The organism is Janthinobacterium darwini, from assembly GCF_051380905.1.
Classification (GTDB): domain Bacteria; phylum Pseudomonadota; class Gammaproteobacteria; order Burkholderiales; family Burkholderiaceae_D; genus Janthinobacterium.
Window position 1 is genome coordinate 161,050 of sequence record NZ_JBNYXX010000003.1, and the last position, 11,363, is coordinate 172,412.

Annotated in this window: 8 protein-coding genes; all 8 read left to right on the top strand. The window is 61.9% G+C overall.

Going from position 1 to position 11,363, the window contains the following annotated elements:
* The first annotated feature begins 16 nt into the window (after window positions 1–16).
* The 8 genes from ACQ4WZ_RS19095 to rluB all read left to right on the top strand — a co-directional run bounded on the left by ACQ4WZ_RS19095 (window position 17) and on the right by rluB (window position 11,332).
* On the top strand, window positions 17–1,858 hold the full coding sequence (locus ACQ4WZ_RS19095; RefSeq protein ID WP_166674922.1) for an ABC transporter substrate-binding protein: 1,842 nt from the start codon (window positions 17–19) through the stop codon (window positions 1,856–1,858).
* A 40-nt stretch (window positions 1,859–1,898) separates the two neighbouring features.
* Window positions 1,899–2,837 (top strand): ABC transporter permease, encoded by a 939-nt coding sequence (locus ACQ4WZ_RS19100; RefSeq protein WP_034782513.1) that lies wholly within the window; start codon window positions 1,899–1,901, stop codon window positions 2,835–2,837.
* 9 nt (window positions 2,838–2,846) lie between these two features.
* Window positions 2,847–3,962, top strand: coding sequence for an ABC transporter permease (locus tag ACQ4WZ_RS19105; protein WP_436574237.1), 1,116 nt, complete (start codon window positions 2,847–2,849; stop codon window positions 3,960–3,962).
* 9 nt (window positions 3,963–3,971) lie between these two features.
* Window positions 3,972–5,663: an ABC transporter ATP-binding protein gene (locus tag ACQ4WZ_RS19110; protein ID WP_133994018.1), complete on the top strand. Its 1,692-nt coding sequence runs from the start codon at window positions 3,972–3,974 to the stop codon at window positions 5,661–5,663.
* Window positions 5,664–5,690: 27 nt separating this feature from the next.
* Entirely contained in the window at window positions 5,691–6,653 is a 963-nt protein-coding gene (locus ACQ4WZ_RS19115; RefSeq protein WP_436574238.1) for a VTT domain-containing protein, read from the top strand.
* A gap of 390 nt (window positions 6,654–7,043) precedes the next feature.
* A complete protein-coding gene (locus ACQ4WZ_RS19120; RefSeq protein ID WP_133994014.1) occupies window positions 7,044–8,063 on the top strand; it encodes a glucokinase in 1,020 nt (339 codons plus the stop codon).
* A 397-nt stretch (window positions 8,064–8,460) separates the two neighbouring features.
* Window positions 8,461–9,255 (top strand): SMC-Scp complex subunit ScpB, encoded by a 795-nt coding sequence (gene scpB, locus ACQ4WZ_RS19125; RefSeq protein ID WP_034782524.1) that lies wholly within the window; start codon window positions 8,461–8,463, stop codon window positions 9,253–9,255.
* Window positions 9,248–11,332 carry a 23S rRNA pseudouridine(2605) synthase RluB gene (rluB, locus tag ACQ4WZ_RS19130; RefSeq protein WP_436574239.1) on the top strand — a complete coding sequence of 695 codons (2,085 nt, stop codon included), beginning with the start codon at window positions 9,248–9,250 and terminating at the stop codon, window positions 11,330–11,332. The genes scpB and rluB overlap by 8 nt, the downstream gene beginning before the upstream one ends.
* Window positions 11,333–11,363 lie beyond the last annotated feature (31 nt).

Genomic DNA, 11,363 nt, shown 5'->3' on the forward strand with positions numbered 1-11,363 from the left:
AGATGAAGGGTATTACATGAAGTCACCATGGATGCGGCGCATGGCGCTGCTCGCCTGCCTGGCCACCCTGCCGCTGGCGGCCACTGCCGTTGCTGCGGATGCCGCCCCTGCGGCCGCGCCGGTCAAAACCTTGCGCTATATCTTGCCGGCCGCCGAGACGGGCTTTGATCCGGCTACCGCGCGCGACCTGTATTCGAACCACATCACGCAGGCTGTCTTCGACACCCTGTACACCTATGATTACCTGGCGCGCCCCGTGAAGGTGGTGCCCGGCGCGGCGGCTGCGATGCCGGAAGTATCAGCCGACGGCAAGACCTACACCATCCGCCTGAAAAAAGGCATCCTGTTTACGCCCGACGCCGCGTTTGGCGGCAAGCGCCGCGAACTGACCATGGCCGACTATGTGTATTCGTGGAAGCGACTGTTCGACCCGCGCCTGGCCTCGCCCCACACCTGGCTGTTCGAAGGCAAGGTGGTCGGCCTCGATGACTTGGCGAAGGACGCGGCCAAGTCGAACAAGCTCGACTTCAACAAGAAGGTAGCCGGCCTGGAAATCCTCGACCCGTATACCTTGCGCATCACGCTGGCCAAGACCGATTTCAATTTCCCCATGATCCTTGCCTACGTGCCGACGGCTGCCGTGGCGCGTGAAGTGGTGGAGAAGTACGGCGACGTGAAGGGCGAAGTGGGATCGAATCCCGTCGGCACCGGCTATTACACGCTCGGTGAATGGACGCGCGGCAACCGCATCGTTCTCAATCGCAACCCCCAGCATTTGCCGGAAACCTGGAATTTCATGGCCGGCGACGACCCGGACGACCAGCGCATCGTGCGCCAGATGCAGGGCAAGCGCATTCCCGCCATCGACCGCATCGAAATTTCCGTGATGATCGAAGACCAGTCGCGCTGGCTGTCCTTCCAGAGCGGCGGCACGGACGTGTTCTGGCTCGATGGCCCGCTGGCGCCGAAAGCGCTGCTGAACGGCAAGCTGCGTCCAGAGCTGGCGGAGAAGGGCGTACAACTGTCGCGCCTGCTGGACCCGGAAATCAGTTATTACTACTGGAACATGGAAGACCCCACCCTCGGCGGCTTCAGCAAGGAAAAGATCGCCCTGCGCCGTGCGATTGCCATGGCGCACAATATCGATGAAGAAATCCGCATCATCTGGAATGGCCAGGCCAAGCGTCTCGACTATCCGATACCGCCCGGCGTCGTCGGCTACGATCCCCACTACAAAAGCCTGCTGCAATACGATCCCGTGCTGGCGAACAAATTGCTCGACAAATTCGGTTACAAGAAGGGCGCAGATGGCTGGCGAACCTTGCCGGACGGCAAGCCGCTGCTGATCCGCTACGCTTCGCGCAACGAAGCCAATGGCGTGCTGCAGGCGGAAATGTGGCGCAAGACGTATAACTCGCTGGGCATCCGCATGGAAAACGACCGCATGATCTTTTCCGACATTCTAAAGACGGAAAAGCAGTGCAAGATGCAGACGCGCACGGCGCCGTGGCTGGCCGATTATCCGGACGGCGACAACTTCATGCAGCTGTTCTATGGCCCGAATACGCACCAGAACAACAACGGCTGCTACCAGGACCCGGAATACGATAAATGGTATGCAGCCAGCCAGGCCATGCCGGCCAGCCCCGAGCGCGATGAACTGTTCCACAAGATGGCGCGCCGCCTGGAAGTGAACGCGGGCGCCCTGATCGGCTATGCGCGTTACCGCAACATGCTGGCGCAAAAGTCGGTACTCGGCTACAAGAAGCACCCGATCCTGTTCCAGGAATGGGCGTACATGGATATCGACAGCAGCAGTGCGCCAGTGGCGCCTGCTGCTGATTCGGCTAAAAAATAAGCGCGGCCGCTTATAACACCATATACGACAAGGAATCATTATGTTTGCTTATATCCTGCGCCGCTTGTGGCAGATGCTGCCCACCATGCTGGGCGTCGTCCTGCTGGTCTTCATCCTGTTTAACTGGGTGGGCGGCGACCCCGCCTACATTTTGGCCGGCAAGATGTCGAGTGCGGAAAGCATTGCCAACATCCGCCGCCAGCTCGGTGTCGACCAGCCGTACTACGTGCAGCTGTGGATCTTCATCAAGCAGATCGTCACGTTTGACTTCGGCCAGAGCTGGGCCACGGGAGAATCCGTATCGCATATCATCACTTCGCGCCTGGGCCCGTCGATGATGGTGCTGATCCCGCTGACCGTGCTGGAAACGTTTTTTGGCGTGGCGCTGGCGCTGGCCATCGCTTTCGTGCGCGGTTCGCTGACGGACCGCGCCGTCATGATCGCCTGCACGGTGGGCATGTCGATTTCCATCCTCGTCTACATCATCGTCTTCCAGTATGGCTTTGCCTACAAGCTGGGCCTGTTCCCCGTGCAGGGCTGGGGTGACAGCTTCTGGGAAAACCTGCTGCGCTATTCGACCTTGCCCATTTTGATCGGCCTGGCCGTCTCCATTGCGCCCACCCTGCGCCTGTTCCGCACTTTCGTGCTGGACGAGGCCAACCAGGATTACGTGCGCACGGCGCGCGCCAAGGGCTTGAAGGAAGGCCGCATCATGTGGGTGCACGTGCTGCGCAACGCCGGCATTCCCATCATTACCTATGTGATGTCGAACTTGCCGGCCCTGCTGATCGGTGCTTTCCTGCTGGAACGCTTCTTCGGCATTCCCGGCATCGGGCGTGAAGTGATTCTGGCGGTCGAGCGCAGCGACTTTCCGGTGATCAAGGCGATCACCGTGTATGTTGCCGCCGCCACCATGCTCTTCAACCTGCTCACCGACCTGCTGTACCAGGCGGTCGATCCTCGCGTACAACTGAAGTAGAAAGAGACGATGTCGAAACCTCATACATCGCCCGGCCTGTGGGCCCTGGCGTGGCGCCGTTTGCGCGGCGACAAGATTGCAATGGTATCGCTGGCCGTGGTCGGCGCGTTTTTCCTGCTGGTGCTGGCGTCCGCCAGTGGCCTGGTAGCCTCGAACTGGGAAGATGAAGTGGCCGTCAGCTATGCGCCGCCCACCTTCATCGGTGCCGACAAGGACGCGTCCGCGTCCGGTGATGGCGCCATTCCCCTGTCGGACGAGCGCAGCGCACCGACACAAGTCAATGTGCTCGACCCGCTGGCCGACGATATCGCCGAACTGCGCGCCCAGATGGGCAGCAATCCATCGGCTGGCGTGGAAATGTACGGCGTCACCGACCCGTTGGCTGACGACTTGACGGCCTTGCGCGCCGGCATGGGCAAGACGAAGAAGTTGATCGCGCACAAGGCGGCAACCTTGCCGTTCGGTGCCGACAAGTGGGGCCACGACATTCTCCAGAAAACCATCAAGGGCGGCGAAACGTCGATCGTGGTGGGCCTGGTGGCAGCCTTGCTGGCCGTCGTGCTGGGCACCTTGTTTGGCGCCGTGTCCGGTTACTTTGGCGGCATCGTCGATGATTTCTTCAACTGGTTCTACAGTATTTTCACGTCGATTCCGTCCATTCTGATGATACTCACCGTGGCGGCCGTGCTGCAGCAAAAGGGCGTGCTGACCATCGTGCTGATCCTGGGCTTGACGGGCTGGACGGGGCCGTACCGTTTGATCCGCGCCGAATACATCAAGCACAAGGCACGCGAATACGTGATGGCGGCCGACGCCATCGGCGCCTCGCACTGGCGCAAGATGTTTTCCCACATCTTCCCCAACGTGAGCCACGTGGCGCTGGTGCAAATGTCAATTCTGGTGGTGGGCTTCATCAAGGCCGAAGTGATTTTGAGCTTCCTCGGCTTTGGCGTGCCGGTGGGCACCGTGTCGTGGGGCAGCATGCTCAACGAGGCACAAAATGAACTGATCCTGGGCAAATGGTGGCAGCTGACCGCCGCCGCCACGGCGATGGCCGTGCTGGTGACGGCGTTCTCGCTGTTTACCGATGCCTTGCGCGATGCGCTCGACCCCAAAGTGAAATAGGAGTTGCTCATGGACCAGAATAACCTGTTGGAAGTGCGCGACCTGCGCGTCACCTTCCGCCTGGACAAGAAAACCACGTTTGAAGCCGTCAAGGGCATCTCGTTCAACGTGCCGCGCAACAGTACCGTCGCGCTGGTGGGCGAATCGGGCAGCGGCAAGTCCGTCAGCTCGCTGGCCGTGATGGGCTTGTTGCCGCCAGATAACACCATCATCGATCCCGCGTCCAGCATCCATTTCGGCGGACGCGACCTGCTCAAATTGTCGATCGCCGAGCGCCGCACCATGTGCGGCAAGGATATTTCGATGATCTTCCAGGAGCCGATGTCGTCGCTGAACCCCGTGTTTACCGTCGGGTTCCAGATCGCTGAAGTGTTGCGCCAGCACATGGGCATGAACCGCAAGCAGGCGCGCGCGCGCACTCTGGAGTTGCTCGACGAAGTGGGCATACCCGATCCCGCCACCAAGATCGACGCCTACCCGAGCCAGATGTCGGGCGGCCAGCAGCAGCGCGTGATGATCGCCATGGCGATTGCCTGCGAACCGAAACTCCTGATCGCGGACGAACCGACGACGGCGCTGGACGTGACGATCCAGAAGCAGATCATGGACTTGATCGCGGCGCTGCAAAAGAAACATCAAATGTCCGTGCTTTTCATTACCCACGATCTGGGCCTGGTGGGAGAAATTGCCGACCAGGTCATCGTCATGCGCCACGGCGAAGTGCGCGAGACGGGCGAGGTGCGCCAGGTGTTCGAGGCGCCGCAGGACAGCTACACCAAAGCGTTGCTGCATTGCCGCCCCTCGCTTGATGAGCGCCCGTGGCGCTTGCCCGTGATTGCCGACTACATGGAAGGCAAGGCGGGCCCCGGCGTGGAAGTGAAACAGCGCACGCGCGGCTATACGCCGGGCGACGAGCCCGTGCTGGTGGTGAATAATCTGAGCAAGAGTTTTTATACGCGTGCAGGCCTGTTCGGCAAGCGCGAATTCCAGGCAGTCAAGGACGTGTCATTTACCTTGCCACGCGGGAAGACCTTGGGCGTGGTGGGCGAATCCGGTTCCGGCAAGACGACGGTGGGTCTGACCCTGCTGCGCCTGCATCAGGCCACGGGCGGCACGGCCATGTTCCATGGCAAGGATCTCATTGCCATGCCGAACAAGGAATATTTACCGTATAAACGCCGCATCCAGATCATCTTCCAGAATCCGTATGCCTCGCTCAATCCCCGTTTTACGGTGGGACAGATCCTGCTCGAACCGATGCGCATCCACAAGATTGGCGCGAATGACCAGGAACGCATCGCCAAGGCTTACTGGCTGTTGGAGAAGGTGGGATTACCGGAACAGGCTTTCCACCGCTATCCGCACGAGTTTTCCGGCGGCCAACGCCAGCGCATCGCCATTGCCCGCTGCCTCACCATGCAGCCGGAAATTCTGGTGTGCGACGAATCCGTGTCGGCGCTGGACGTGTCGGTGCAGGCGCAAGTACTCAACCTGTTGCAGGATTTGCAGGATGAATTTGGCTTGTCGTACATCTTCATTTCGCACGATTTGTCTGTGGTCAAATACATCGCCGACCAGGTGATGGTGATGCACAAGGGGCAAGTGGTGGAACTGGCCGATTCGGATGAGCTGTACCGCAATCCCGTGCATCCGTACACGCGCACCCTGCTCAGCGCCATACCCAAGGGCGTGCAGTTGTAAGGGGCTTTTTACGGTAAGATAGCTGCCATGCCCAACCTCATTTACCTGCTCGAACATTACGGTGTCCTGATTGTCTTTGGCATCGTGCTGGTGGAGCAGCTCGGTCTGCCGATTCCCGCCTTTCCCATCCTGGTGGTGGCGGGAGCGCTGGCCGTCGATGGCGACATGAATGGGGGACTGGTGCTGGCCGCCGCGCTGGGCGCTTGCCTGATCAGCGACTTCACGTGGTTCCGCGCGGGCCGCCATTTCGGCAAGCGTATCCTGCGGCTGCTGTGCCGCATCTCGCTGTCGCCCGATTACTGCGTCAGCCAGACGGAAGACAAATTCAAGCGCTGGGGGCCGAAAGCCCTGATCGTCTCCAAGTTCGTGCCGGGATTCAATACTGTGGCCGCACCGATGTCGGGCGCGCTGGGCACGCCGCCGGGCCAGTTCTTCCTGTACGCGGGCCTGGGCGCCTTGCTGTGGAGCGGCACGGGCATCGTCGTCGGCGTGATTTTCCATTCCAGCGTGCAGCAGGTGCTCGACTTGCTCAGCACCATGGGCAGCACGGCCTTGCTGATGCTGGCCACCTTGCTGGGCTTGTTCCTGCTGTATAAATTCCTCGAGCGCCGGCGTTTCCGCCAGGCCTTGCAGATCGAACGTATCGGCATCGATGAATTACTCGAACTCATAGAGCAGGGCGAGGAGCCGCTGATGGTCGACGCGCGCAGCGCCACGGCGCAGGCTCTGGAGCCGGCCGTGCCGGGCGCCTTGTTCTTCAATGGCAAGGAACCCGTGCCCGCCATGATCGCCATGGACAAGGACCGCCACATCATCGTGTATTGCAGCTGTCCCAACGACGTGACGGCCGCGCAAGTGGCCAAGCTGTTGCACCAGCACGGCTTTCACCGGGCCAAGCCCCTGCATGGCGGCCTCGATGCGTGGAATGCCGCCTACCGCTCGGACCAGCCGGCGCCCGCCAGCCTGCTGGGCGAAGGCTTGCCTTCCTGATCCCGCTGCCCCTGGCAAGCCAGCTTGGCAGCAAACATAGGCAGAAAAAAACCGGTAGTAATAATACGAAAACACCATCGCCGTGCCGACGGGATGGCAGCGCCACACCTGCGCCGCCCCGTACAAAGTGGCTTTGCGCAAACTCCGGCATACTCTGCTTCCAAGGGGTTTCCTGCTGCTGTGCAGCATGCTTTTCGCATTCCTGTCGAGTGCAAGTACTTACTATAAATCATTGTTTTTGAGTAATTTTTCCCCTGCCTGTTGCATTTGGAGTGGAACTACCAATAAAGGCTGAATTTGATGTACTTAAACTACAAACTTTGCTTGCCTCCGGGCGCATTCATCCTTTAAGCTTGGCGTCCCATGCGTCCCACTTCATCATTTAAAATCATGAGCGCTTCGTCTTCACCCGTATTGCCGACTTCCGCCTTTGCCGATGGACCGCGCCTGCTGGCCGACGTGGGCGGCACCAATGCCCGTTTCGCCCTGGAAGTGGCCGCAGGCCACATCACCCTGGTGGAAGTGCTGCCCTGTGCCGATTACCCGAGTCTGTCTGCCGCCCTGCAAGCCTACCTGGCCCTGCCGCACATCGCTGCTGCCGGCGGGCAAGCCGTGCGCCATGCCATGATCGCCATCGCCAACCCGGTCGACGGCGATTTCCTCAGCATGACGAACCACCACTGGTCGTTCTCGATCCGCGCCATGCGCGAGGAGTGCGGTTTCACGACCCTGGACGTGGTCAACGATTTCACGGCCCTGGCGCGCGCCTTGCCGCAGCTGTCCAGCGAACAGAAGCATCAGATTGGCGCCGGCACGGCCCGTCCAAACACGGCCATCGGCCTGATCGGCGCCGGCACGGGCCTGGGCGTGTCGGGCCTGATTCCGTCGCACGGCGGCTGGATCGCCCTGCAAAGCGAAGGCGGCCACGTCAGCTTTGCGCCGTCGAATGAAACGGAAGTGAGCATTCTGCAATTTGCCTGGCGCGAATATGAGCACGTCTCGGCCGAACGTCTGATTTCAGGTGATGGCCTGGAACTGATCTACCGCGCCCTGGCCGACCGCGCAGGCGTGCCGGCGGAAGACTTGCCTGCGGCGGAAATCACGCGCCGCGCGCTGGCCGGTGAATCCCAGCTGTGCGACGACGTCATCGAAGCGTTCTGCTGCATGCTTGGCACGGTGGCGGGCAACGTCGCCGTCACACTGGGCGCGCTGGGCGGTATTTATATCGGCGGCGGCATCGTGCCACGCCTGGGGCCGCGCTTCGACCGCTCCGGTTTCCGCGCCCGCTTCGAGCGCAAGGGCCGCTTCGCCAATTATGTGTCGCAAGTGCCGACCTTTGTCATCACCGCGCAGTATCCAGCTTTCCTGGGTGCATCGGCCATTCTCTCGGAGAAACTCGCCTCCTTGTGATGCGGGCAGCGGGCGATGTGTCGCGCCATGACCGGGTAAAACGCGTGTTTTGCCCGGTTTTGCGCTTTTCCGCTTTTTATCAGGTACAATTGGCATCGTTGGATGAAACGACGACTGTCGCTCTCCTGTATGGCTGAATCTTCGCCACGGAAAAGCAGCTGCTCCGGAGTTCGTTTCATTGCTGGTTATTTAAGGCCAGCACCATGGATGGCAGGACTTTCACTGCATCCGCTTTAGTCCCGCTTTGCGCGCATCGGCCAAGGCGTCGGAAAAACAGCCTCAACTAGTAACCCAGCACGGCGTCATCATCGATGTCTGCCCTCTGTTACGTTGAAATGAACGTTTTTGATTTCTTTCTCTGCATACGAATTGCAACACACATCCGCACAGAATTGCTATGAATACAATTGAGGCTAAAAAAGTCCTCGAAACCGCGTTGCTGTGCGCTCGTGAGTCGCTGACGATCCACAGCCTGAAAAAGCTGTTCGTCGATGCGGACGAGAATGGTCGCGTGCGTGGTGTCGGCGTTGGTGCCGACACGATCAAGCAATTGCTGGAAGAGTTGCGGCAGGAGTGGGAAGGGCGCGGCATCGAGATCGTCAGTCTGGCTTCTGGCTGGCGCTTTCAAAGCCGCCCGGAAATGAAGATGTATCTCGATCGCATGACGCCCGAGCGGCCGCCTAAGTATTCGCGGGCGACCCTGGAAACCCTGGCCATCATTGCCTACCGCCAGCCGGTGACGCGCGGCGATATCGAGGAAATCCGCGGTGTTGCCGTCAATTCGCAGACGATCAAGATGCTGGAAGACCGTGGCTGGGTCGATGCCATCGGTTACCGCGACGTGGTGGGCCGGCCGGCCTTGCTGGCCACCACCAAGCAGTTTTTGGATGACCTGGGTTTGCATTCGCTGTCCCAGCTGCCGCCTTTGCAGCAAATCAGTGAAATGCAGGGCAATGGGCTCGAAGCCCTGGAAGCGGCCCTGCAAGAAAATTTTGACAAGGCAAGCAATGAGCTTGTCCCCCAGCTTGGTGCAGGTAGCAATACGGCTGTGACAGATGTAGATGTGACAGCAAGCCTTGATGCCGGCCCCGATGCTTCGCCCACGGACGAAGCCTACACTCACGACCCTGCGCCAGAACTAACGGTTGACGCTGCGCCAGGTCAGCACAGCCAAGAAACGAAGAATGAATAATCCGAACACACCCGAGACAGTAACCGCCAGCGACGAAGCCATCGTTGTCAAGCCCAAGCGCCGCACCAAGGCCCAGATCGAAGCTGATGCGGCTGCCGCCGTTGCAACTGCTGCAGCCGGCGACAGCGTCGCTGCCAAGCCGAAGCGCCGTACGAAAGCCGACGTGGCCGCCGACGCGCCTGTCGCTGACGCCGCCGTAGAGGCTGCACCTGCCGTCAAGAAAACCCGCGCCAAGCCAGCCCTGAAGGCCGTGGCCGACGCCGCGGAAGCCGCTGCCGAGGCGGTTGCCGCGCCGGCGCCGCGTCCGCCGCGCGCCCGCGCTGCCGCCAAGGCCGCTGCCGCCGTCGCTGAAACGGCGCCGGAAGCCGTGGCTGACAAGCCGGCCGAAGCACGCCCTACCCGTGGTCCGCGCCAGATGCGTGGCGTGCAAGCGGAACGCGCACTGCGCCAGCCGCCGCGCGCCGAAGCGCCGCAGGCAGCCGAAGCAGTTGCTGCAGCGCCTGCCGCAGAGCAAGCAGCTGCGCCTGTCGCCGATGTGTTCGATGCCGAAGGCAACCTCGTTTCCGGCCCGCGCCTGCCGCGCGGTCCGCGCAACGACGTTCCGGGTGCTGGCAAGAATGCCGGCAAGAGCCGCAAAAAGGGCAAGGGACGCCAGGCTGCGCCCGGCAAGCTCAGCGACGCTGACGCCGTGTTCTCGTTTGTCACCTCCGACGCGTTCGACAGCGAAGAAGGCGGAACGGGCCGCGTGCAGAAAGTGGCCGTGCGCCGCGACCTGACGTCCGACGACGATGCGCCGAAGCTGCACAAGGTGCTGGCCGAAGCCGGTCTCGGTTCGCGCCGCGACATGGAAGACCTGATCATTTCGGGCCGCGTGTCCGTGAATGGCGAGCCAGCCCACATTGGCCAGCGCATCCTGCCGAGCGACCACGTGCGCATCAATGGCAAGTTGATCCAGCGCCGCGTCAGCAAGAAGCCGCCACGCGTGCTGGTGTACCACAAGCCGGCCGGCGAAATCGTCAGCCATAATGACCCGGACGGCCGTCCATCCGTGTTTGACCGCCTGCCGACCATGAAAGCCGGCAAGTGGCTGGCCGTTGGCCGCCTGGACTTCAACACCGAAGGCTTGCTGCTGTTCACCACTTCCGGTGACCTGGCCAACCGCCTGATGCATCCGCGCTACGGCATCGACCGCGAGTACGCCGTGCGTACCCTGGGCGAGCTGGAAGAGGGCATGCGCCAGAAGCTGCTGGCCGGCGTCGAGCTGGAAGACGGCCTGGCGCAGTTCTCGAAGATCGCCGATGGCGGCGGCGAAGGCATCAACAAGTGGTACCGCGTGGTGATCGGCGAAGGCCGTAACCGCGAAGTGCGCCGCATGTTCGAAGCCATCGGCCTGACCGTCTCGCGCCTGATCCGGACCCGTTACGGCGCCATGACCCTGCCGAGCGGCCTGAAGCGCGGCCGTTGGGAAGAAATGGATGAGAACACCGTGCGCGATCTGCTGACCGCCTACGGCATCGAAAAGAAAATGCCGGCATCGGGCGACCCCCGTGCCGTTGGCGCCGCCAAGGGCCGCGAGGCACGCAAGGCCAGCCGCGATGACGAGCCGAATGGCAACCGCATCGATGTGAGCAACCGCAACGCCGATCCTTTCCCGGTCGCGCCGCGCCGTGGCCAGCCACAAGGCCAGTTTGCCCGCCCGCAAGGCCAGGCTCGCCCAGGCGGCACCGGCCGTCCTGGCGAAGCGCGTGGTCCTGGCCGTGGCCAGCCGCAAGGTCCGTTCCAGGGCGGCCAGCCGCGCTCGTCGGCATCGTTCGAAGGTGCGCCGCAAGGCCAGGGGCGTCCGCCGCGTGCGGCAGGCCAGGGTCAGGGGCGTCCTGCCGGCGGTGAAGGCCGCGCGCCGCAGCGTGGTCCGCGCCAGCCCGATCCGCTGCAAACGACCTTTGGCTTCGCCAACACGGGTCCGCGCCGCAATGCCGGCGGTGGTGCCGGCGGTCAGGCGCGTTCCGGTGGCCAGCCGCGTGGCGGCATGGATCGTGGCGGCATGGATGGCATGCCGCGCCGCCGCAGCAAAGGTTAATCCGGGAGACTTTCTTCTCGCGCGCCCGCTG

Excerpts from the sequence above, each read along its gene's own strand:
- ACQ4WZ_RS19095 (WP_166674922.1), top strand. The coding sequence starts at position 17 with ATGAAGTCACCATGGATGCGGCGCATGGCGCTGCTCGCCTGCCTGGCC.
- ACQ4WZ_RS19100 (WP_034782513.1), top strand. The coding sequence starts at position 1,899 with ATGTTTGCTTATATCCTGCGCCGCTTGTGGCAGATGCTGCCCACCATG.
- ACQ4WZ_RS19105 (WP_436574237.1), top strand. The coding sequence starts at position 2,847 with ATGTCGAAACCTCATACATCGCCCGGCCTGTGGGCCCTGGCGTGGCGC.
- ACQ4WZ_RS19110 (WP_133994018.1), top strand. The coding sequence starts at position 3,972 with ATGGACCAGAATAACCTGTTGGAAGTGCGCGACCTGCGCGTCACCTTC.
- ACQ4WZ_RS19115 (WP_436574238.1), top strand. The coding sequence starts at position 5,691 with ATGCCCAACCTCATTTACCTGCTCGAACATTACGGTGTCCTGATTGTC.
- ACQ4WZ_RS19120 (WP_133994014.1), top strand. The coding sequence starts at position 7,044 with ATGAGCGCTTCGTCTTCACCCGTATTGCCGACTTCCGCCTTTGCCGAT.
- scpB (WP_034782524.1), top strand. The coding sequence starts at position 8,461 with ATGAATACAATTGAGGCTAAAAAAGTCCTCGAAACCGCGTTGCTGTGC.
- rluB (WP_436574239.1), top strand. The coding sequence starts at position 9,248 with ATGAATAATCCGAACACACCCGAGACAGTAACCGCCAGCGACGAAGCC.